At 69.2% G+C, this 22253-nt stretch carries 23 protein-coding genes; 13 read left to right on the plus strand and 10 right to left on the minus strand.

The genetic code is table 11. From position 1 onward, the window contains the following. Positions 1-43 precede the first annotated feature (43 nt). Positions 44-1483 (minus strand): glycosyltransferase family 4 protein, encoded by a 1440-nt coding sequence (locus JM949_RS04945; RefSeq protein ID WP_203147256.1) that lies wholly within the window; start codon positions 1481-1483, stop codon positions 44-46. A gap of 312 nt (positions 1484-1795) precedes the next feature. Here JM949_RS04945 and glgX point away from each other — a divergent pair, with 312 nt between their 5' ends. Genes glgX through treZ form a run of 3 tightly spaced genes read left to right on the plus strand, consistent with a single transcriptional unit; the run spans position 1796 to position 7942 of the window. Then, positions 1796-3913 (plus strand): glycogen debranching protein GlgX, encoded by a 2118-nt coding sequence (gene glgX, locus JM949_RS04950; RefSeq protein ID WP_203147257.1) that lies wholly within the window; start codon positions 1796-1798, stop codon positions 3911-3913. A gap of 1 nt (position 3914) precedes the next feature. Next, a complete protein-coding gene (gene treY, locus JM949_RS04955) occupies positions 3915-6221 on the plus strand; it encodes a malto-oligosyltrehalose synthase (RefSeq protein ID WP_203147258.1) in 2307 nt (768 codons plus the stop codon). Then, positions 6218-7942 (plus strand): malto-oligosyltrehalose trehalohydrolase, encoded by a 1725-nt coding sequence (gene treZ, locus JM949_RS04960; protein WP_203147259.1) that lies wholly within the window; start codon positions 6218-6220, stop codon positions 7940-7942. The genes treY and treZ overlap by 4 nt, the downstream gene beginning before the upstream one ends. 35 nt (positions 7943-7977) lie before the next feature. On the opposite strand, the gene JM949_RS04965 is transcribed toward treZ, so the two are convergent. After that, positions 7978-8283 carry a hypothetical protein gene (locus tag JM949_RS04965; protein WP_203147260.1) on the minus strand — a complete coding sequence of 102 codons (306 nt, stop codon included), beginning with the start codon at positions 8281-8283 and terminating at the stop codon, positions 7978-7980. Positions 8284-8636: 353 nt separating this feature from the next. Here JM949_RS04965 and JM949_RS04970 point away from each other — a divergent pair, with 353 nt between their 5' ends. The 5 genes from JM949_RS04970 (at position 8637) to JM949_RS04990 (ending at position 13414) form a co-directional block, all read left to right on the plus strand. Next, the gene (locus JM949_RS04970) at positions 8637-9827 is read left to right on the plus strand and encodes a helix-turn-helix domain-containing protein (protein ID WP_203147261.1); all 1191 of its coding nucleotides are present in this window, start codon (positions 8637-8639) and stop codon (positions 9825-9827) included. A gap of 207 nt (positions 9828-10034) precedes the next feature. Beyond that, positions 10035-10613, plus strand: coding sequence for a hypothetical protein (locus JM949_RS04975; protein ID WP_203147262.1), 579 nt, complete (start codon positions 10035-10037; stop codon positions 10611-10613). A 102-nt stretch (positions 10614-10715) separates the two neighbouring features. After that, entirely contained in the window at positions 10716-11906 is a 1191-nt protein-coding gene (locus tag JM949_RS04980; protein WP_203147309.1) for a helix-turn-helix domain-containing protein, read from the plus strand. Between the two features lie 124 nt (positions 11907-12030). Further along, on the plus strand, positions 12031-12192 hold the full coding sequence (locus JM949_RS04985; protein WP_203147263.1) for a hypothetical protein: 162 nt from the start codon (positions 12031-12033) through the stop codon (positions 12190-12192). 46 nt (positions 12193-12238) lie between these two features. Further along, entirely contained in the window at positions 12239-13414 is a 1176-nt protein-coding gene (locus JM949_RS04990) for a helix-turn-helix domain-containing protein (protein ID WP_238432618.1), read from the plus strand. Positions 13415-13524: 110 nt separating this feature from the next. On the opposite strand, the gene JM949_RS04995 is transcribed toward JM949_RS04990, so the two are convergent. Continuing rightward, on the minus strand, positions 13525-14562 hold the full coding sequence (locus tag JM949_RS04995) for a fatty acid desaturase family protein (RefSeq protein ID WP_203147265.1): 1038 nt from the start codon (positions 14560-14562) through the stop codon (positions 13525-13527). A 552-nt stretch (positions 14563-15114) separates the two neighbouring features. Here JM949_RS04995 and JM949_RS05000 point away from each other — a divergent pair. Together JM949_RS05000 and JM949_RS05005 are read left to right on the plus strand one after the other, a co-directional pair. After that, the gene (locus JM949_RS05000; protein ID WP_203147266.1) at positions 15115-15546 is read left to right on the plus strand and encodes a phage holin family protein; all 432 of its coding nucleotides are present in this window, start codon (positions 15115-15117) and stop codon (positions 15544-15546) included. Next, a complete protein-coding gene (locus JM949_RS05005) occupies positions 15543-15758 on the plus strand; it encodes a DUF3618 domain-containing protein (RefSeq protein ID WP_203147267.1) in 216 nt (71 codons plus the stop codon). Before JM949_RS05000 ends, JM949_RS05005 begins: the two co-directional genes overlap by 4 nt. Here the strand turns inward: JM949_RS05005 and JM949_RS05010 are convergent. The 3 genes from JM949_RS05010 to JM949_RS05020 all read right to left on the minus strand — a co-directional run bounded on the left by JM949_RS05010 (position 15703) and on the right by JM949_RS05020 (position 17638). Next, positions 15703-15981 (minus strand): hypothetical protein, encoded by a 279-nt coding sequence (locus JM949_RS05010; protein WP_203147315.1) that lies wholly within the window; start codon positions 15979-15981, stop codon positions 15703-15705. The genes JM949_RS05005 and JM949_RS05010 overlap by 56 nt on opposite strands. Positions 15982-16125: 144 nt before the next feature. Then, entirely contained in the window at positions 16126-17199 is a 1074-nt protein-coding gene (locus tag JM949_RS05015; protein ID WP_309232013.1) for a glycoside hydrolase family 43 protein, read from the minus strand. Between the two features lie 151 nt (positions 17200-17350). Beyond that, positions 17351-17638, minus strand: a complete 288-nt coding sequence (locus JM949_RS05020) for a hypothetical protein (RefSeq protein WP_203147268.1) — start codon at positions 17636-17638, stop codon at positions 17351-17353. A 182-nt stretch (positions 17639-17820) separates the two neighbouring features. Between JM949_RS05020 and JM949_RS05025 the strand changes: the two genes are divergently transcribed. Beyond that, positions 17821-18153 carry a YciI family protein gene (locus tag JM949_RS05025; protein WP_203147269.1) on the plus strand — a complete coding sequence of 111 codons (333 nt, stop codon included), beginning with the start codon at positions 17821-17823 and terminating at the stop codon, positions 18151-18153. A gap of 455 nt (positions 18154-18608) precedes the next feature. Here the strand turns inward: JM949_RS05025 and JM949_RS05030 are convergent, their stop codons facing one another. Then, positions 18609-19115 carry a hypothetical protein gene (locus JM949_RS05030; RefSeq protein WP_203147270.1) on the minus strand — a complete coding sequence of 169 codons (507 nt, stop codon included), beginning with the start codon at positions 19113-19115 and terminating at the stop codon, positions 18609-18611. A 117-nt stretch (positions 19116-19232) separates the two neighbouring features. Here JM949_RS05030 and JM949_RS05035 point away from each other — a divergent pair, with 117 nt between their 5' ends. Continuing rightward, complete coding sequence (locus JM949_RS05035; protein ID WP_203147271.1) at positions 19233-20552, plus strand: TolB family protein; 1320 nt, start codon at positions 19233-19235, stop codon at positions 20550-20552. A 249-nt stretch (positions 20553-20801) separates the two neighbouring features. On the opposite strand, the gene JM949_RS05040 is transcribed toward JM949_RS05035, so the two are convergent. From JM949_RS05040 to JM949_RS05050, 3 genes are read right to left on the minus strand one after another with little or no spacing between them, the layout of a single operon-like run. Beyond that, a complete protein-coding gene (locus JM949_RS05040) occupies positions 20802-21224 on the minus strand; it encodes an SHOCT-like domain-containing protein (protein WP_203147272.1) in 423 nt (140 codons plus the stop codon). Between the two features lie 11 nt (positions 21225-21235). Then, positions 21236-21493, minus strand: coding sequence for a hypothetical protein (locus JM949_RS05045; protein ID WP_203147273.1), 258 nt, complete (start codon positions 21491-21493; stop codon positions 21236-21238). Then, complete coding sequence (locus tag JM949_RS05050; protein ID WP_203147274.1) at positions 21493-21870, minus strand: DUF2089 domain-containing protein; 378 nt, start codon at positions 21868-21870, stop codon at positions 21493-21495. The genes JM949_RS05045 and JM949_RS05050 overlap by 1 nt, the downstream gene beginning before the upstream one ends. A 193-nt stretch (positions 21871-22063) precedes the next feature. On the opposite strand from JM949_RS05050, the gene JM949_RS05055 reads away from it, so the two are divergent. Next, a complete protein-coding gene (locus JM949_RS05055) occupies positions 22064-22231 on the plus strand; it encodes a hypothetical protein (protein WP_203147316.1) in 168 nt (55 codons plus the stop codon). Positions 22232-22253: the final 22 nt, after the last annotated feature.

Genomic DNA, 22253 nt, shown 5'->3' on the forward strand with positions numbered 1-22253 from the left:
AGCGCGAGCCCGGCCGGCGCAAGCCCGGTCAGCGCCGGCCGGGTCAGCGCAGGCCGGCGGCGGCGAGGAGGTTGCCCTGGGGGAGCGCCGGGAGGGCCCGTCCCTGGGACATGCGCTGCTCGGCGCGCTCGTTGGTGAACGTGGCGTCGGTGGCGATGGCGGCGGCGTAGCTGGCGGCGGTGCGCTGGGCGATCGCCGCCCAGCCGTACTGGTCGTTGACCATCCGGCGGGCGCGGCGGGCCATCTCGCGGGCACGGTCCGGGTCGGACAGCAGGGCGTCCACGGCGTCGGTCAGGCCGGCCGGGTCGTGCGGGCGGAAGGTCATCCCGGTGACGCCCGACTCGACGATCTCGGCGAGGCCGCCGGTGGCGGCGACGGCCAGGGGAGCGCCGGCCGCGGCGCCCTCCAGGGCCACCATGCCGAACGGTTCGTAGATGCTCGGCACCGCGAAGCAGTCGGAAGCGGCCATCAGCGCCGGCAGGTCGGTGCCGCCGAGGAAGCCGGGCATGGTGACCATGCCGCCCAGACCACGGCGGTGCACCTCGGCCTCCAGTTCGGCGCGGTACGGGCCGTCGCCGGCGATCACGGCACGCAGCCCGGGGTGGCGTTCCCGCAGCCGGGGCAGGGCGGCGATCAGGTGCTGCACGCCCTTCTCGTACACCAGTCGGCCGGCGAAGGTGACCAGCGGGCCGTCCCCGGCGAACCGGGCCCGGGCGGCGGCGACCGCGCGGGCGGGCACCCGCCAGCGGTGCGGCTCCACCCCGTTGGCTACCACGTCGACCCGCCCGGCCGGTACGCCGAAGAGCGCGTTCACCTCGTCGCGCATGTAGCCGGAGCAGACGATCACCCGGTTGGACTCGCTGCTGAGCCACTGTTCGACGCCGTGGATGGTGCGGTTCATCTCCTCCGGCAGCCAGCCCTGGTGCCGGCCGGCCTCGGTGGCGTGGATCGTGCTCACCAGCGGGATGTCCAGGTGCTCGCGCAACGTCATCGCGGTGTGCGCGACCAGCCAGTCGTGGGCGTGGATGACGTCGTAGGAACCCGCCTGGGTGGCGCGCAGTGCGGTGCGGGTGAGGGTGTGGTTGAACGCCATCGTCCAGGCCAGCAGCGAGCCGGTGGCCAGGGGGAAGGTGACCGGGTCCTCCGGGGCGCGCAGGATGCGCACGCCGTCGGCGTACTCCTCCAGGGGTGCGCCCTCGCTGTGCCGGGTGACGACGGTGACCTCGTGGCCGGCGGCGGCGAGGGCCACCGACAGGGCGTGCACGTGGCGACCGAGGCCGCCGACGAGCACCGGCGGGTACTCCCAGGAGAGCATGAGGATGCGGCGGGTCTGCGGGGGCACCCCGGGGCCGGACTGCGTCGGCACTGGCGTGCCGGGCTGCGCGGCGAGACCGGGCTGCGCGGGGGGCCGGGAGGTGAGGGTGGGCCGGTGGGCCCGGTCCTTGGTGGCGGCGAGCTGCTCGTCGACCCGCAGGGTCGTCACATCAATCTCCGTCCGTGCAGGGTGGGGCGCGCCGGCGTCAGTGGCGGCGGAGTGAGAGGTGTAGAGGTGGCCGAGGGCCTGGCGGACGCGCGCGAACGGTTGTCCCCGGTCAAGGAAAGGGCATCGGGACGAAGAACGCATCTCGAAAACGGCCATCGTGACGGAGGACACCTGAGGGTTTAACACAGATCAGACGGGTGGTTTCCGGTCACCGCTGAAAGGATGGATTGGCGCGGTCGGGCCGGGGGCACTACCCGCTTGCGCGCGGGCAGCGTCGGCCGGCGCGCACATCACCATGGTTGAGGGAGCGACATGCAGGTCTGGCCGGGCGAGCGGTACCCCCTGGGCGCCACCTACGACGGGATGGGCACCAACTTCGCCATCTTCTCCGAGGTGGCCGAGCGGATCGAGCTGTGCCTCTTCGACGAGTGGGACACCGGCGCGGAGCGCCGGATCGAGCTGCGCGAGGTGGACGCGTACGTGTGGCACGCGTACCTGCCGGGCATCGAGCCGGGGCAGCGCTACGGCTACCGGGTGCACGGCCCGTACGACCAGGCGAACGGGCTGCGGTGCAACCCGCACAAGCTGCTGATCGATCCGTACGCGAAGGCCATCGACGGTGACGTGGCGTGGGACCCGGCGGTCTACGACTACGACCTCGACGACCCGGAGCGGATGAGCGAGACCGACTCGGCGCCGTTCATGCCGAAGTCGGTGGTGGTGAACCCGTACTTCGACTGGGGCAACGACAAGCCGCCGCGCACCCCGTACCACCACTCGGTGATCTACGAGGCGCACGTGCGTGGGCTGACCATGCGGCACCCGGACATCCCGGAGGAGCTGCGCGGCACGTACGCGGCCATCGCCTCCCCGCCGATGATCGACTACCTGACCCGGCTCGGGGTGACGGCGATCGAGCTGATGCCGGTGCACCAGTTCATCCACGACCACCGCCTCGCCGACCTGGGGCTGCGCAACTACTGGGGTTACAACACCATCGGCTTCTTCGCCCCGCACCACGGCTACTCGGCGCTGGGCCGGACCGGCCAGCAGGTGCAGGAGTTCCGGGGCATGGTGAAGGCGCTGCACGCGGCCGGCATCGAGGTCATCCTCGACGTGGTCTACAACCACACCGCCGAGGGCAACCACCTCGGGCCGTCGCTGAGCTTCAAGGGCGTGGACGCGCCGAGCTACTACCGGCTCAGCGAGGAGGACCGCCGCTACTTCGTCGACTACACCGGCACCGGCAACAGCCTCAACGTACGCAGCCCGCACTCGCTGCAACTGATCATGGATTCGTTGCGCTACTGGGTGACCGAGATGCACGTCGACGGCTTCCGGTTCGACCTGGCGGCCACCCTGGCCCGCGAGTTCTACGAGGTCGACCGGCTCTCCACCTTCTTCGAGGTGGTCCAGCAGGACCCGGTGGTCAGCCGGGTGAAGCTGATTGCCGAACCGTGGGACGTCGGCCCGGGCGGCTACCAGGTGGGCAACTTCCCGCCGCTGTGGACCGAGTGGAACGGAAAGTACCGGGACACCGTGCGGGACTTCTGGCGCGGTGAGCCGGCCACCCTGGCCGAGTTCGCCTCAAGGATCTCCGGCTCGGCCGACCTCTACCAGGACGACGGCCGCCGCCCGTTCCACAGCATCAACTTCGTCACCGTGCACGACGGGTTCACCCTCAACGACCTGGTGTCGTACAACGACAAGCACAACGAGGCCAACGGCGAGGAGAACCGGGACGGCGAGAGCCACAACCGGTCCTGGAACTGCGGGGTCGAGGGCGACACCGACGACGAGGCGGTGCTCGCCCTGCGGGCCAAGCAGCGGCGCAACTTCCTGGCCACCCTGATGCTGTCGCAGGGCGTGCCGATGATCGGCCACGGCGACGAGCTGGGCCGCACCCAGCGCGGCAACAACAACGTCTACTGCCAGGACAGCGAGCTGTCCTGGGTCGACTGGGACAACGTCGACGAGCAGCTGCTGGAGTTCGTCCGCGCGCTCACCGACTTCCGCAAGCGCCACCAGGTGTTCCGCCGTCGCCGGTTCTTCACCGGCCTGCCGGTCGGCGGGCGCGGCACCGACGAGCCGCTGCCCGACCTGGCCTGGCACACCCCCGACGGGCGGGAGATGACCGGCGAGGACTGGGGCAACGACTTCGGCCGCTCGGTGGCGCTGTTCGTCAACGGCGAGGGCATCCGCGAGCGCGGCCAGTACGGCCAGAAGCACCACGACGCCTCGTTCCTGCTCTGCTTCAACGCCCACGACGCGCCGCTGGACTTCACCATGCCCGGCAGCGAGTACGGGCAGAAGTGGGAACGGGTGATCAGCACTGCCGAACCCGAGCCGGACGACGCGACGGTGATCAGCGCGGGCGGCACCATCCGGGTGCCGGACCGCTCCCTGGTGGTGCTGGAGAGGATGATCTGAGATGCCGGCCACCCCTCCGAAGGCCACCTACCGCGTCCAGGTCCGCCCCGGGTTCGACCTGGACGCGACCGCCGCGATCGTCGACTACCTGGACGACCTCGGCGTCAGCCACCTCTACACCGCCCCGCTGTTGACCGCCACCCCCGGCTCCCCGCACGGCTACGACGTGGTCGACCACCGGGCCGTGAGCCCTGAGCTGGGCGGGGAGGCCGCGCGGCAGCGGCTGCTGCGCGCGCTGCGCGACAAGCAGCTCGGCCTGGTCGTCGACATCGTGCCCAACCACGCCGGGGTCGCCGTCCCGGCCGCCAACCCGGCCTGGTGGGACGTGCTGCGCCGGGGGCGCGACTCGGGGTACGCCGACTGGTTCGACATCGACTGGGACCGGGGCCGGCTGCTGCTGCCGGTGCTGGCCGACGACCCGGCCGCCCTGGACGACCTCAAGCTTGTCGACGGGGAGCTGCGCTACCACGAGCACCGCTTCCCGGTCGCCGACGGCACCGGCGACGGCGACGCCCGCGCCGTGCACGACCGGCAGCACTACGAGCTGGTCTCCTGGCGTCGCGGTGACGCCGAGCTGACGTACCGCCGGTTCTTCGCCATCACCGGCCTGGCCGGCCTGCGGGTGGAGGACCCGGCGGTGTTCGCCGCCACCCACGAGCTGATCCTGCGCTGGGCCGCCGCCGGGGAGGTCGACGGCATCCGGGTCGACCACCCGGACGGCCTGCGTGACCCGGCCGGCTACCTGGCCCGGTTGCGCCAGGCCGCGCCGCAGACCTGGCTGGTGGTGGAGAAGATCCTGGAGTACGGCGAGGAGCTGCCGGACTGGCCGGTGGACGGCACCACCGGCTACGACTCCCTGGCCGCGGTCGGCGGGCTCTTCGTCGACACCGACGCCGAGGGCGACTTCACCGTGCTGGACACCCAGCTGACCGGGCGGCACACCTCCTGGGAGGACCTGACCCACGCCACCAAATTGGCCGCCGCCACGAAGCTGCTCGCCGCCGAGCTGACCCGGTTGGCCGCCCTCGCTCCCGAGGTGCCGACCGAGCAGGCCCGCGCGGCGCTCGCCGAGCTGGCCGCCGCGTTCCCGGTCTACCGGGGCTACCCGCCGCACGGCGCCCGGCACCTCGCCACCGCCCGCTCCGAGGCCGGCCGCCGCCGCCCCGACCTGGTTGTCGCCCTGGACGCGGTCACCCGCCGGCTGCGCAACCCCGACGACGAGCTGGCCCAGCGGTTCCCGCAGCTCACCGGCGCGGTGATGGCCAAGGGCGTGGAGGACACCGCGTTCTACCGCTGGTCCCGGTTCGTGGCGCTCAACGAGGTGGGCGACAGCCCCGCGTACTTCGGGGTGTCGCCGGCGGAGTTCCACCGCTTCGCCACCGCCCAGCAGGTCCGCTGGCCGGCGACGATGACCACCCTCTCCACCCACGACACCAAGCGCGGCGAGGACGTCCGCGCCCGGCTCGCCGTGCTCAGCGAGCTGCCGGGCCGGTGGGCCGAGCAGGTCAAGGCCTGGATGGAGTACGCCCCGCTGCCCGACCCGGCATTCGCCCACCTGCTCTGGCAGACCGCCGTCGGCGCGTGGCCGATCGAGCGGGAGCGGCTGCACGCGTACGTCGAGAAGGCGGCCCGGGAGGCCGCGGCGTCGACCAGTTGGGCGGACCCGGACCCGGCCTTCGAGCAGGCGCTGCACGACGTGGTCGACCTGATGTACGACGACCCGAGCCTGCACGACGAGCTGACCGAACTCGCCGCCGCCATCACCCCGGCCGGCTGGTGCAACTCACTCGGGCAGAAGCTGGTCCAGCTCACCATGCCCGGCGTGCCCGACACCTACCAGGGCACCGAGCTGTGGGACAACTCCCTGGTCGACCCGGACAACCGCCGGCCGGTCGACTTCGACGTACGCCGGGAGATGCTGGCACGCCTGGACGGCGGCTGGCGTCCCCCGGTCGACACCGACGGAGCGGCGAAGCTGCTCGTGGTGTCGCGGACGCTGCGGTTGCGGCGGGCGCACCCGGAGCTGTTCACCTCCTACCGGCCGGTGCCGGCGCACGGGCCGGTGAGCCGGCACGTGGTGGCGTTCGACAGGGGTGGCGTGATCGCCGTGGCGACCCGGCTCCCGCTGGGTCTGGCACGGGCCGGTGGCTGGTGTGACACAGCCCTGTCGCTTCCTGTTAACGAGATGAAGGACCTGTTCACCGGCCGGGTCTACAGTGGCGGGGAGACGCCGCTGCACGACCTTCTGGCCGACTATCCCGTCGCGCTGCTGGCTCCTCCCACCGCTTCCGTGGAGGCTGCGTCATGACCGAATTCACCGTCTGGGCACCGGACGCGACGCGGGTGCGACTGCGCCTGGCGGGCGACACCGACCACGAGATGCGCGCCACCGCCGACGGCTGGTGGCGGGTCGAGGTGCCCGACGCGGGCGCCGACTACTCCTTTCTGCTGAACGACGAGGAAACCGCCCTGCCGGACCCCCGGTCACCGTGGCAGCCTGCGGGGGTGCACGGGCCGAGCCGCCGCTACGACCACGCCGCCTACGCGTGGTCCGACAGCGCGTGGACCGGCCGGCAACTGCCCGGCAGCATCCTCTACGAGCTGCACATCGGCACCTTCACCCCGGAAGGCACCTTCGACGCGGCCATCGACCGCCTCGACCACCTCGTCAGCCTCGGTGTCGACCTGATCGAACTGCTCCCGGTCAACGCCTTCAACGGCGAACACAACTGGGGGTACGACGGGGTCTGCTGGTACGCCCCGCACGAGCCCTACGGCGGCCCCGATGGGCTGAAACGGTTCGTCGACGCCGCTCACGCTCGCGGGTTGGGGGTGATCCTCGACGTTGTCTACAACCATTTCGGGCCCTCCGGGGCCTACGCGCCGCGGTTCGGCCCGTACCTGGCCGAGCAGAGCAACAGCTGGGGCCGCTCGGTCAACCTGGACGGCCCGCACTCCGACGAGGTCCGCCGCTACATCATCGACAGCGTGCTCATGTGGCTGCGCGACTACCACATCGACGGGCTGCGCCTGGACGCCGTGCACGCGCTGCCCGACACCCGCGCGGTGCCGCTGCTCGAAGAGCTGGCCATCGAGGTCGAGTCGTTGTCGACGCACCTGGGCCGGCCGTTGTCCCTCATCGCCGAATCCGACCTCAACGATCCCCGGCTGATCACGCCTCGGGAGGCGGGCGGGTTCGGGCTGCACGCCCAGTGGAACGACGACGCCCACCACGCGCTGCACACGCTGCTGACCGGGGAGCGGCAGGGGTACTACGGCGACTTCGGCTCCCTGGAGACGCTGTCGGACGTGCTGACGGGTGGGTTCTTCCACGCGGGGACGTGGTCGAGCTTCCGTAATCGTCACCACGGTCGGCCGCTGGATGCCCGCGTTCCTGGTCATCGGCTGGTGGCCTACTTGCAGAACCATGATCAGATCGGGAACCGGGCTACCGGGGATCGGATCTCGGCGTCGTTGTCGCCTGCGTTGCTGCGGGTGGGGGCTGTGCTGCTGCTGACCGCGCCGTTCACTCCGATGCTGTTCATGGGGGAGGAGTGGGCGGCTTCCACGCCGTGGCAGTTCTTCACGTCGCATCCGGAGCCGGAGTTGGCTTCCGCGGTGCGGAACGGGCGGCGGCGGGAGTTCGCGGCGCACGGGTGGCCGGAGGGGGACGTGCCCGATCCGCAGGACCCGGAGACGTTCGTGCGGTCGCGGTTGGACTGGGCGGAGCTGGATAAGCCTGAGCACCGGGAGATGTTGGCGTTCTACCAGCGGTTGATCGGGTTGCGGCGGTCTCTGCCTGACCTGTCTGATCCTCGGATGCATGCGGTTTCGGTGCAGCACGGGGACCAGTTCCTGCTGATGCGGCGGGGGGACACTCTGGTTGTCGCCAACTTTGCTGGGCGGGGCCAGGGGGTGTCGCTGCCCGGGGTGGCTCGGCGGGTGCTGCTGGCTACGGGCGAGGGCGTCACGGTGATGCGGGACCGGATCCAGTTGCCAGCGGAGACTGCGGCGATCGTGGCGCTCTGAACGCCGCGTGAAGCTCTCAGCGGACGACCGGGATACTACCGGCTGTCCTGACCGGAAGCGACTGTCAGCAAATTCTTGTAGAATTCGACAATATCGGGACGATCTTCATCCACCTGACTAAGACACCGATTGACGCCAGCCTGCAACGCGGCGCTTATTCTGCTGCCGCGTTCCGGTCCTAAAGCGACGATGTTGAGATATGACATCGCGCTGGCAGGTAGCAGGTGCAGGGCCAGATCGTCGTCAGTGATCATGCCGGCCGGCATGGACTCGACGATGAGGTCGAACGTTGCCCCCCTGATATACCACTCTCTGTCCTTGTCGAAGATTACTATCATCATCGCTCGGTGCCTCCGTTCTCGGGCAACGGACGGTTAGCTCTCCCAGGCTGCGGTGCTGACCGGTTCGCGGACCACGTCGCGCAGGGCCTGCTGACGCTAGCGAAACTGTCGAGATAGCTCTACTTAAAATCTTGTTGACTGCACTGGTTGCGGGACACCCAACCAGGATCACGTTGGGTAACGCCGACCGCGGGTTCAGCCCCTGCTGAGCGGTGACTGTTCGGTGGTGCGGCGTGCCAGGGGCAGCAGCACGTTCCCGCTCAGCGTCACTACTTCGGTGCTCTGCGGTGTAGCGTGCGTGGGTAGCGGCTTAGCGCCGCTGCCCAGTCCTTGACCTGGGGGTGGCCGTAGGCATGGCGAAAAAGCCAGAAACCATCGGTGCCAGGATCCGGTACTGGCGTATGCGCCGTGGCGGCATGACTCAAGCCGTCCTCGCTGGGCTCGCTGGCGTCACTCAGTCGTACGTGTCGCAGGTGGAGTCGGGTCGGAAGAACATCGACCGTCGGTCCACTCTGGTCGCTCTTGCCGCAGCGCTCCAGGTGACGGTGGCTGACCTGCTCGGCCAAGGCACCGAGTCCGGCGATCCGGCCCGCGAAAGCGCTGCCGAATGCGTGCCGGCCATCTGGTCGGCTCTGATCGAGATTGAGGACGGCGAACGCCGTCCGGCGACCTACGCGGTTGACCGCTTGGCGGCCGAAATCACCCGAGCCGACCAACTTCGCAACGCCTGTAATTACCCGGCGATGGCCCGGTTGCTCCCGGGCCTACTGCTCGAAGCCGCCGCCGTGGGCGGGACGACGCTCGCTCAGGTTGCCTACCTGGCCTCTACCTGTATCCGGCACCTCGGCTATCGCCACTTGGCCCTCAACGCCGCTCGGATATCCGTATCCGCTGCGGAGGATGTCGAGGACCCGGCATGGATCGGCGCCTCCCGCTTCGTGTATGCGCAGAGCCTGCCGATCGAATCCGCGCGCCTAGCGGCCACAGCTGCCGACCGGTCTGTGGTGGAGCTTCAGAGAGATGCCGCCGACGTTCGGGTGCGGCAGATGCTCGGCCAGCTCCACCTCATGGCTGCGCTTGCCTCGGCAGTGGATGCTCGTCCGGATGTCGCTCGTGACCACCTCGCCGAAGCCGCGCGCGAGGCGGAAAGGCTGGGCGATCCGGCCGACGGCGGCGGCTTCAACGGTTGCTGCTTCGGTCCTACGAACGTCGAGCTCTGGAAGATGTCGATTGCGGCAGAGCAGGGCGAGTCCGGCAAGGTGATAGAACTGTCCAGGGCGATACGGCCTCAGGTGCTCAAGGCATCCAATCGCCAACTGTCTTACTGGCTTGATATTGGCCGAGCGCTCTCGGACGGCGGTCGCAGAGATGTTGAGGCTCTCGCTGCGTTCGTGCGGGCTGAGCGGGCAGCGCCCATCCCGTTCGCCATCAATCCTCTCGCCCGTGATGCCGTGGTGACCTTGGCTCAGCGTGCCCAGCGCCGAGCCATCCCCGACGAGTTGCGCCTGCTCGCCGGCCGCATCGGCATCAATCTGGCCTCGTAACTGCCCGTATTTAAAGCATCACTGTTCCTGCTGTTCAGTCTGGGACGTGAGCACGTCCGAGGGCCCCGGCGGCAACGCTCGATCCGTCGGTGGCACGTGACCACAAACTGACAGCGCGACCGTTTCAGTTTGCCCGAGCGACGTAGCGTGGAAGTCAGTGCCTCCTGACTGATGGCATGCTCGACGCACCCTGTGACGAGGAGAGCCGTGGACGCGAACTCGGTTACTGCCATCTGCGCAACGGTGATCGCCGTCGCTTCACTTGTGGTTTCGATCACGGAGGCAAGAGCAAGCCGACGGCACAACTTCCAATCGGTTCGTCCATTGTTGAGCCTGGACTGCCTCCGGTTGAACAGTGGCCTGGCAGGCATTCGAATCCGAAATGCCGGCCTTGGCCCGGCTATCATTCGGGCAACTACGCTGTACTTCGACGGCGAGGAAGTCGGGCCATGGGAGAAGCAGGTTGTCGATCCGCTGCGCGACACGTTCGCGGCCTGGCCAAATTTTTCGACCCTTCGCCCGGGTAAGCCTATTCCGGTCGGCCAGGAACTGATGATCCTTGCGGTAGAGGACTACGACCGCACGAGAGATGCCGAATTTTGGGCGGCGGTGACCCAGCGGATCAGGATTCACGTGCAGTATGAATCGATATATGGCAACGAGCGGCAGGGGGCGTGGTTCGAAGGATCGCCCGCTTATAGAAAGGAGCTTCCCTGGCAAGGAAGAAATGATGCGGGATCGTCGATGGATGACAACGCGCAAACCGAGCCGAGCCAATCTCTGTAGTGGCTGCCGTCACGTGCACGCCTTGTCGGTGTACCGTCCATCGTGCGGGGGCAGCATGGCGTGGTGGCTGTCCCGGTCCTCTACCTGGGGGTTGGCGAAAGCATGGTGACGAAGCCAGACACCATCGGTGCCAGGATCCGGTACTGGCGGATGCGTCGGGGCGGCATGACCCAGGCCGTCCTCGCCGGGCTCGCCGGTGTCACCCAGTCCTACATCTCGCAGGTCGAATCGGGCCGCAAGACCATCGATCGTCGCTCCACTCTGGTTGCTCTCGCCGCCGCACTTCAGGTCACGGTGGCCGACCTGCTCGGCCAGGGCACCGAACCCGGCGATCCGGCTCGTGAGAGTGCCGCCGAGTGCGTGCCGGCGATCTGGTCGGCCCTGATCGAGATCGAGGACGGCGAGCGTCGCCCGTCGACCTACACAGCGGAGCGCCTGGCGGCCGAGATCGCCCGAGCCGACCAGCTCCGCAATTCGTGCAACTACCCGGCTATGGCGCGGTTGCTCCCGGTCCTGCTGCTCGAAGCCGCCGCCGTGGGCGGCACCACCCTCGTTCAGGTGGCCTACCAAGCGGCCACCTGTCTGCGGAACCTCGGATACCGCCACCTGGCTCTCAACGCTGCCCGGCTTTCCGGGACGGTCGCCGAGGCCGCTGAGGACCCGGCGTGGATCGCGGCATCCCGTTTCGCCTACGCGCAGAGCTTGCCGATCGAGTCCGCACCCGTCGCGGCCCGCGCTGCCGACCGATCCTTGACCGAGCTTCAAGCCGACGCCGGCGACGAGCGAGTCCGACAGATGCTCGGACAACTTCACCTTTCCGCTGCGCTGACCTCGGCCGTGAGCGGTCGCCTGGATGTCACCCGCGATCACCTCGCAGAAGCAGCTCGCGAGGCGGCGACCCTCGGAGATCCGGTCGACGGTGCGGGCTTCAACGGCTGCGGCTTCGGACCAACCAATGTCGGGCTGTGGGAGATGTCCATCGCCGCCGAGCAAGGCGAGTCCGGCCGGGTCATCGAGCTGTCCCGGACGGTCCGGCCGCAGGTGCTCGCAGCGTCGATCCGCCAGCAGTCCTACTGGCTTGACCTCGGTCGCGCCCTGGCTGACGGCGGTCGCCGCGACGCCGAAGCCCTCGCCGCGTTCGTGCAGGCTGAGCGGGCAGCGCCGATCCCGTTTGCGATCAACCCGCTCGCTCGCGACGCCGTGGTGACGTTGGCGCAGCGCGCCCAGCGTCGAGCCATCCCCGACGAGCTGCGCCTGCTCGCCGGCCGCATCGGCATCAACCTGGCCGCATAACTGCCAGTAATCACCCCATCACCAATCCGCCCTACTGTCCGGTTTGGGACGTGAGCACGTCCTGATGGTCCAGTGCGGCAACGGTCGATCCTGAGCTGCTGGGCCTCCAGCGGAGGAGGCGGGGATGAGCGGCCAGGGCGACTACGCTCCGGAGAACAACAGTGAGACGGCCGAGCGGGAGGCTGCCAAGCAGCGCCTCCTCGCCCAAGCCGAGGCGGAGCGCGTACCCGTGGAGGACACGACCCGCGCGGTCCCGGACCGGCGGTGGCGGCGTGACCAGCGATGACCTCCCGATCGGCCGCCGCGTCGCAAGCTGGCGGGTGCGGCGGTCGATGACGCAGCAAATGCTTGCCGACCGGCTGCACAGGTCGAAGAGCTGGGTGGACAAGATCGAGCGGGGTGCGCGCACCCTGGACCGGTACTCGGTGATCCAGGAGCTGGCCCACGTCCTGCGGGTCGACCCGGAGGTGCTGCTCGGCCAGCCGCCCAGCACCCCGGCGGGCACGCCGGACGGAGTGGACGACATCCGGGCCGCGCTCGCCCGCTATGACATTCCGCGAGCCCCACACCAGCCGTCGGACGAGCTGAGGAGGCAGGTCGGGCATGCCTGGTTGACCTACCAGCACGCGCACTACGGGCAGTTGGTGCGGGTGGTGCCGGGTCTGCTCGACGCCGCCCAGGGCGCGCGGTCGGCGGAGCTGCTGGTGCAGGCGTACCGGATCACCTCGTCGCTGCTGGTCAAGCTCGGCGAGGCCAACCTGGGCTGGTTGGCCGCCGACCGCGCGATGACCGCCGCCGGCGACGATCCACTCCTCGCGGCGGCGGCCACCATCTCGGTAGGCCAAGCGCTCCGCGCACAGGACCGCGACCGCCTGGCCCTGGCCGCGCTGCTCCCCGCCGCCGACCGCGTCCTTCCACCTCCAACCCAATCCGGTGATCATGAGGTTAGCGGCGCTCTTGGAGATCAAAGCGCCCGCAAGCCTCATGATCACGGGGTCGAGGGCGAAGGCGATCACCGGGGGAGGGCGGTGGGTGGGACGTTGCTGGTGCAGGCCGCGCTGGCTGCCGCCGGCTGCGGGGAGCACCGCCGCGCCGACGAGCTGACCGACCGGGCCGCCGGCGTCGCCGCCAGCCTTCGGGGGTACGACGACACGCACCGCACCGGCTTCGGGCCGGTGGCCGTCGAGGTGGCGCGGGTGCTGGTGGCGGTGCGCCGGGGTGACGCCGACGAGGCGCTGCAAAGGCACCTGGCGGTGGTGCGGCGGGAGGGGTGGCGGCGGTTGCCGGCCGAGTACCGGGGCGCGTACCTGGTCGATGTTGCGCGGGCGTACCTCCAGATGGGTGACCTACGCGGGGCGGCGCGGGCGCTGGTGGACGCCGACAATGTCGCGCCGGCTGAGGTTCGGTGCCGGCCGTTGGCGCGTACCGTGATCGTCGATGTCGCCCGCGTGCAGCCGGCGCCGGCCGGCGTGGCGCGACTGGCGACGCTCGTTGGCCTCACCCGCTGACCGGTCTGAGCGCACCGCCCGACCGGTTCCCCCTGGCCGGCCGCAGCATCCGATCAGCCAGGCGACCGCGACCCCGGCCAGCCCGGCAAGATCAAGGTAGCCAACCAGTCTCAGCCGTTGCCCGGTCGGGTCGATCCGGTGCCCACTGCCCGTAGGTGTGCCAGCCCCTGCGCCCAGGACTGAATGAGGGTCGTTTCGTGGTAGGCGATGTCGTGTTCCGCGCAGAACTGACGGATCAGCGGCTGGGCGTGGGGGAGGTTGGGTCGGGGCATGCTGGGGAAGAGGTGGTGTTCGATCTGGTAGTTGAGCCCACCGAGTAGTGCGTCGAGGAACGGGCCGCCGCGCACGTTGCGGGAGGTGAGGACCTGGCGGCGTAGGTAGTCGAGGTTGTCGGCCTCGGTCAGGATGGGCATACCCTTGTGGTTCGGCGCGAAGGAGCTGCCCAGGTAGAGCCCGAACACGGCCTGGTTGACCAGGATGAACACGATCGCCTGCGGAACGCTCAGGACCAGGAACACGGCCCCGAAATAGCCGGCGAAATGCAGGACGAGCAGGCCAGCTTCGGTTCGCCGACGCCTGAGTCCGCCGCGACGGACGACCGCCCGGACGCTGGCGCCGTGCAGATGCAGACCCTCCGCCAGCAGCAGAGGGAAGAACAGCGCCGCCTGGTGCCGGACGAACAGCGCCCGCAGGCCGCGCTGCGCCGCAGCCTGGCCCGGGGTGAAGGACAGCGGAGCCACCACGAGGTCGGGGTCGCGGCCTTCGGTGTTCGGATTCGCGTGGTGGCGGTTGTGCTTGTCAACCCACCAGCCGAAACTGATCCCGGTCACCAGGTTGGCGCACACCAGGCCGACCACGTCGTTCGCCCGGCGGGAGCGGAAGATCTGCCGATGCCCGGCGTCGTGACCGAGAAACGCCAGCTGCGCGAGGAGCACCGCGACGCCGGCCGCGGTGGCCGTCTGCCACCACGACGGCCCGAGCCGCACGAACAGCACGCCCATCAGTACGAGACAAGCCAGCAGCACCGTCACCCGGGCCGCGTAGCGGCGGGGTCGTCGGTCGAGGAGGCCCGCGTCTCGGACCAGGCGGGAAAGGTCGGCGTACTCGCTACCCCGGTCGCTGCGGGTGCCAAGATCCGTATCACTCAACGTCGCCACTCCTTGTCAGCCACGCCGATCAGCTCGCTGGCTCCGCCGTCGGCCAAGACCAGGCACTCGCGCACTTCGTCCGTGGTCGGACAAGCAAACCCCCGCTGATGCCCCAGTCTTCCTCACAGCCGCGTCTGCGCAAGAGGAAACCGGCGACTGATACGCGAGCAATGCCCGACCTCGTGTAAGTCTGCCGATTGGCTGCGAGCTTGGTTCGTCGAGTCCGACAATCAGCACTATGCAGCCACGTTGGATCCAGGGGGTAGTCATGGCACGCAAGAGAAGGCCTACTGCGAGGCGAGCACTCATCCTCGCCTTCGCGGCCGGGACGCTGACCGGAGCGGCGGGCATGCTCACGCTGCGACGTGCCCGGCAGGATGGTGACTTCCCGACAGGTGATGTCGCTGGGCAGCTCGACGAGAGCATCGCTCCGCCGCTCGGCGGGCGTTTCGACGCCTCGCCTCAGGGACCCGTGAACACGTCTGCGGCACAGCACGGCTGACCCGGGCAGCCCTGGAACCACTGCGGTGTGCGAGAGAGATGAGAATACTGATGTCAGAACGGCCTAGCGGCAATCCCGGCGCCGCGTCTGCTGACACGCCGGTCGCAGAGTTGGTGCAGCGCGCCACCGAGCAGATCACCCGCCTGGTGCGCGACGAGCTGACCATGGCACGGGCGGAGATGACCGCCAAGGGCAAACGCGCGGGCGCCGGCGCGGGAATGCTCGGCGGCGGCGCGATACTCGGCATTTTCGCCGGCGGGACCGCCGTCGCCACGGTCGTGGTGGCCCTGGCCGCGATCATGCCCGACGCTGTGGCCACCCTGATCGTCACGGTGATCCTGGCCATCGCCGCCGCCATCGCCGCCCAACGCGGTAAGAAGCAGGTCAGCCAGGCCATGCCCGCCACGCCGGCAGCCACCATGGACAGTGTGCGAGCCGACGCGGAGACGATACGTGGCGCAGCGGGTCGGAGGCAGCCATGAGCACGCCGTCCGGAAATGGCGACCAGACCCGGCGGGACATTCAGCAAACCCGCGCGGAACTCGGCGAGACCGTAGCCGCACTGACCGCCAAGGCCGACGTCAAAACCCGGGCACGCAGCAAAGCCACCACCGCCGTCGGCGGACTCCGAGGGCGGGTCACCGAGGCCGGCAGTCGGCGAAGACCAGAGCCACGCAGCTCGCCCGCACGGTGAGCCAGAAGGCCTCCCAGCGTGTCACGTCGGTCAGGCAGAAATCACAGCACACCGTCGGCGCGATACAGGGCTCGGCAAAAGCCAGCGCGCAGACCGCCGGCAAGGCGGAGTCGTCACTGGTCACCTCCGCTCGCGCCATGACCACCAGGATCGGCAGCTCGGTGCGGACAAAACCCTTACCAGTTCTCGCCGTCACCGGCGCCGCCGCCACCCTGGCGGTCATCAGCTACCGACGCCGCCGGTCCCGATAAACGATTCGGTACGACGACACGCGGCGGTGGTCGCCGGGAGGCGTTGCGGTGATTGCCGGCCGAGCGGGTGCCTGGTCGATGTCGCGCGGGCGTACCTCCAGCGTGCACAGCACGGATCACTCGAAGAACTTGAGGCTGAATCCGGTGTCGGTGGTCGGGCCGGGCACGTTGGCACGGCGGTAGGTGGTGTTGCCCCACCAGCAGAACGTGCCGGTGTACCAGTACCGGTTCGCCCACGAGTACGCGGTGCCCTTCGGTACCGCGTGGAACATCAGCGGGAACCTCGGCCCGGCGGGCGGGCTGGTGGCGATGTCGCCGTTGAGCAGCACGAAGCTGTGGTGACCGGGGCCGTTGACGTGCAGGGTGGGATCCCAGCCGGTCATCATGGTGGCCCGGTTCGAGCCGAACAGGCAGCCGTTCGACTTGTACCAGTCCCACACGTACGTGGGATCGCCGCCGGCGCGCAGTCGCAGGTCGGCGAGGCAGTACTGGTCACTCCAGCTGCCGTTGGCGGAGTAGACGATGTGCAGCTGTCCGTTCGGGTCCCTGATCGCCTCGGGGGACTCGTTGATGAACGGGTTGCCGACGACGCGCTCCCAGCTCTCCCGTGGCTGGGAGATGACGTACCGGTTGCCGGTCGGGGTGAGCGGGTCGCTCATCCGGCTGAGGTAGATGTTCTGTTCGATGTTGGTGTCGCCGGCCCACCCCGACCAGACGAACCACCGCTGACCGTTGAAGGTGAACAGGCTGCCGTCGATGGCCCACTTGCCGTCAGGCAGCGCGAGCTGTCGTTCGGCCGTGTAGCCGCTGGCCGGCGACGCCGAGTGGATCGCGTACATGCGGTGGGCGCTGCCACGCCCGGCCGAGAAGTAGATGTAGTAGCGGCCACCATCGGTGACGATCTCCGGGGCCCAGACCTCACCGAGGTTGCGGCTGTCCGTCCACACCTGCCGCGCGGTCGCGGCGGCCAACGTGTCCGGGGAGGCCGCCTGCCGGACGGCGATCCCGCCGTTGAGCGACTGGACGGAGATGTAGGTGGCGCCGACGCGGATCACGCTCGGGTCGGCGGCCCGCAGGCCGGTCTGCCCGGCCGTCGCCGGCCCAGCGCCGACCACTGACAGGCCGATGGCGAGCACGGCGGCCATCAGGCCGGAGAGGAGTCGCGGAAGGGTTCGACTGTCGGGGTTCACGATCGGGATTCCTCTCCTCGACGTGAGCTGGCCGAAGGTCGGACCCGGATCGGGTCGGCCAGCCGTCGTGCACCTGCGGGAGCAACGACTGATATCGATAGATTAGGTCAGGAGTCGACGAGCCGCAGCGTGCCAAGAGCTGACGCCTCACTCAGGGAGTTGTCGTCCGTGCCCCGCGCCGGGCCAGTGCGTCGCGGACGGCGAACACGACGAGTGCGAGCGGCACGAAGACCCAGAGCTGGAGCACCGCGTACCGGCGCAGCTCCCCGCCGGTGTCGACGCCGGCCAGTTCGGCGTCGAGGGCACCGGGCCTGATCAGGGCGAGCGCGTACAGGGACAGTGGTGCGTAGTTGAGACCCGCGCCGATCAACCACAGGCCGAGGGTGCGGGTGGCGAAGCCGTCCGACGAGGCCAGCAGCCAGCCGCCCCACGTCACCATCAGCACCACACGCCGACGAGGAACTCGGCGAGAATGATGCGCCGTCGGCGGGTGGTTCCCCGGCTGCCGTACATGTCGATGGCCGCCAGGCGGCGAACGTTCATCTGAGCGATGGTGCCACCGGCGGACAAGCCGTGATCGATGGCACGCCCGCCTGGGCGGGCCGCCGCTAGGATGCGCGGATGGGCAGGTTCCTCGCACTCTTCAACGGCGCGGCTGACGAGGTCGGCAAGGCCGACCTCACCGACCAGCAGCAGGCCGAATTCCTCAACGCCTGGGCGTCGTGGGCGCAGGCCAACGAGAAGGCCATCGTCGACCCCGGCGCTCCGCTCAACGCGAAGAAGCTGGTCACCGCGGAGGGTGTCGAGGACTTCACCGACGCCCTGACCGGCTACACCATTGTCGAAGTGGACTCGCACGACGAGGCGGTCCAGATCTTCTCCGGGCACCCGCACCTGGGGCTGTTCGCCGGCAACTCGATAGCGGTAGTGGAGTGCCCGCCCCCGCCTGGCTGATCCGCGTCTTCTCGTCCCACGACCGCGCGGCATCGAGGATGTTGCTGTCTCCCGCCGGTTGGAGGCAGCGCCATCCGGGAAGTTGCGGACCTTGGTGCTCTCGGCACACCGACCGCACCCGGGCCGGAGACCTACCTGGCGCGGCTGTCGCGGAGGCGGAACCGGCCAGGGGTGTACTCACTCACGACGTAGTGGGTCCACCAGCGGCCGGGCGTGACGCCGTCGGGAGCGTCGACGCCAGCGAGGATGAAGGGGGGCCTGAGCAGGTAAACAGCGGTGTGTCGCTGCTCCGAATGGAACGTAACTGCCGGTAGGACGGCACCCGACCAAGGGCCACCACCCAAGTGCGGTAGCTCCGTTGCTCCTATGCTGCCGGCATCCCAGTGGGCCAGGCGCGCGCAGGACCGCGGCTCAGCGTAGTGATCAAGGTGTCTAGTGACCCTGGGGGCGGAAAATCAGGAGCGGGCGGTGACCTGCGGCAGGTGGCGGGCAAGTTCGGTACGCAGGACGCCCGTCGTAGGCCGAAGCAGGCCGACGTTGACCGTGTAGACAGGCTGACCGGCACGGATCCGTGGACGAAGCGTCATGCCGGGCGGTGCGACCGCTCCTGGGCGCAAGCTGACCTGGAGGACGGCGAACGGGCCAGGGCGGCGAACCGTCGCCGAGTGGATTGCCTGCCACGGGAGGACGGCCGATCGCCCCTTCTCGACGAGCCCCAGCGCCGAACCGGTGACGTCGACCGATGACCAGTTCCTGCGATGCAGCACAAGCGAGAGAACGCTGAAGACGACGGCGTAGACGACGCCTGAGACGGCGATGTTCGTGTAATCGGCCGGCGGCCGTCCGGCGATGAGTGCCAGCACGGCTCGGACGATAACCCAGGCCAGCAGACCCATCAGCAGCATGAACACGAAGGTGAGGCGGGCGGACGTACGGAACATCGTCTTGTCGTTCTCGGCCATGAAGGTCCTTCCGTCGACCGTGCCGACGACTGTAGGGCAGCCCCCGCCCCGCCGATGCCCATGCGGTGCCCGTCACGGGGCATCACCGACGGTGCCGCCTCGCTAGGCTCTGCGGCCATGCGTACCTTTCTGAGGGCCCGTGCCCTCGTGGCGGTCACCGCCGTGACCACTCTGCTCGTGATGCCTGCGCCCGCCTTCGCGGCCGAGTCCGGTGCGATCGCCCTGGTCGATGCGGCATCCGACGGCACGCCTGGCAATGGCGGGGTCGGCGGCTCGGACATCTCCGACGACGGCCGGTACGTTGCCTTCGCCTCCACCTCGGACAACCTCGTCCCGGGCGACACGAACGACAACACGGACATCTTCGTTCGTGACACGGAGACCGGCACCACCACCCTGGTCAGCGCCGGCCTGGACGGTCAGCCGGCCAACGACGGGGCCACGTACACCGCGGCGATCTCTGGCAACGGCCGGTACGTGGCCTTCACGTCGTACGCGTCGAACCTCGTGCCCGGCGACACCAACAACGAACGTGACGTCTTCGTGCACGACCGCCAGACCGGGTCCACCACTCTGGTCAGTGCGTTCGCGGGTGGGCGGCAGATCCGAGGCAGCAGCAGCGGTGCCACGATCTCCGACGACGGCCGTTACACCGCCTTCATCGTCACCTCGTACAGCGGCGACCTGGACGACCAGGGCCTCTGGCTCTACGGGCAGGTGGCGTACGTCCACGACTCGCAGCTTGGCAAGACCACCCGGGTCAGCCCGCAGGCCGACGGCGGCTCGGACCTCACGGCGTACGAGGTCGCCATCTCCGGCAGTGGGCGGCAGGTGGCGTTCAGCGGGTCCGGCGACTGGATCGGCGACGGCGGGACGAGCACTGGCATCTTCGTTCACGACCTCACGTCCGGCGCGACGGTCCGGGCCAACCTGCCCGCCACCGAAGGTGAATTCCGCAACGGGGCAAACCCGAGCATCAGCAGGGACGGCACCAAGGTGTCGTGGGAGTCGTACGAGCCATACGTGCCGACGGACACCAACGCGATGGGCGACGTTTACGTCCGCGACCTGACCGCCGACACCACCGTGCTGGTCAGCGCCAGCCGCGGGAGCGCAGGCGCGGGCAACAGCTATAGCACCTCCGGTCGACTGGCTGCCGGCGGTCGTTACGTCTCCTTCTACTCCTCCGCCTCTGACCTCGCCCCACGCGACGGCAACGGCATCGCCAGCGACGTCTTCGTGCGGGACCTCAACACCGGTCGGACGACGGCGGTCAGCACCACCGCCGCCGGGGCGACCGGCAACGGCGAGAGCTTCCACGCAAACCCCTCGGCCAACGGCAGCCGGATCGTCTTCAGCTCCCGCGCGACGGACCTGGGCGTCGACCCGGGCGACGGTCACGAGCACCTGTTCGTGCGCTGCCTTCGCAACTGCTGACCGACCAGGTCCAGCTGGGCGATGGACACACCGACCTGACGGGGACGACCTGACCCGCTGACGGTGGCGCGGTCAGCGACCAGCGGCGCGACGCAGCGGAGGGACCACCCGTCCGAGTGGTCCCTCCGCTGGTGTGCCGATCAGTGGCTAGACTTCAGGTTGGCAGTTCACCTGTGCTCTGCTGCGGCGGGCGCAGCCTCGGGAGGGTGTTCCCGCACCCTTCCGAGGGGCCGTCCCATCGGACGGCGGCTACTCGCAGAAGACCCGCACTGTGGCATCGGGGGAGTCCACCTCCACCGTCACGTCGTCGAGGTGCTCCACGAGCGCCTCCAACTGCTCGGGCTTGAGCTGCGTCAGGTCGATCGGCACGCCCGAGTCGCTGAGTGAGGCGTTGGCCTTGACCAGAGCCTGCGGCGGGACCAGCGCCGCCAGCCGTACGCCGGCCCGCAGCAGTTGCAGTGGCACCCGCACGTTGACCCGCGACGGCTCGCCGTTGTCGGTGGCGTCCACCACCACCCGCAGGTACTTCACCTTGCCCTTCGGCCGGGTGTCGTGGCCTGGCACCGCCGATGCCTGGTCCCGTTCGAGGGCGGCGATGAGCTGCTCAGCCTCCTCCGCGGTGATCTTGCCGGCGGCCAGCATGTCGAGGATGTCCTTGCGTTGTTCGGTCATGTGAACCTCTCCTATCGGATGGCCACGAGCACGGCCAGGCGGCCCTGCTCGATGTCGAAGCGGGCGCCGGGCAGCGCGGAGATGACGCGCCAGCCGGCGCCGAGTGCCCGCACCACACCGATGCGGAACACCAGGCAGGCCACGATCGCCGCGAGCACGACCAGGACCACGAGCGGGAAGAGCAGGAGCGTCACCGGGAGCACCGGAACCCAGAAGCGGAGCGGCCGGCGGTCCGGGCGGTTGACCTTGACGGTCACCAACTGCGGCATCACGTGCGGCCGTCCAGCTCGGCCAACGCCTGCTGGGCGGTGATCTCACCACGGCGCAACCGGTCGATGATGTCGGCCCGCGACGGCGCCGGGTCGGTCTCGACGAAGTCGAGCATCTGCGTGATCCGGTTGAGCCGTGACTTGATCGTCGGGTAGCTCACCCCGAAGATGCGTTCCATCTCCTTGATCGAACCGTGGCAGCGCACGAACGCCGTGACGAAGACCTGGTCCTCGACGTTGAGCTGAGCCAGTTGCGGCAGCTCGAACTCGCCCTCGATGGCGACGCCGTTGCTCGCCAGGCGCACCCGCTCGACGACGAACGGCTGCCCCCGCGTCAGGCTGGTCAGTTCCTGCCAGTCCATCGCCTGTTCTGTCATACCTAAAGTTGTAGCTTAAGAATCCTCAACTTCCAAGAGTGTGGTCTTAACTTTTTTTAAGTTCGCATCCCTTGCGCCAGCGGTGATCCACTCGCCTTGCTTGGAAACGGGGTGTCCCGGCTCGGCGGACACCCCGGCTTCATGGAACCGGAGTCGATCGGTCGTCCGCGCACCGATCACCCTGCTCGCCCCGGTGGTCACCCAGCCCGCTACGGCGGGCGCGCTGCCCACCCTGCGGGCCGCCACCGACCCGGCCGTCCTCGGCGGGCAGTACTACGGCCCCGACGGCCTGGGCGAAGCGCGCGGCTGCCCGAAGCGTCGTCCGGTGATGAGTTTTCCGGCCCGCGCCCGTCACACCTAGGACAGGACATGACGAGGCGGAA

This window comes from Micromonospora tarensis (genome assembly GCF_016803395.1).
In the GTDB taxonomy this organism is placed as follows: Bacteria; Actinomycetota; Actinomycetes; order Mycobacteriales; family Micromonosporaceae; genus Micromonospora; species Micromonospora tarensis.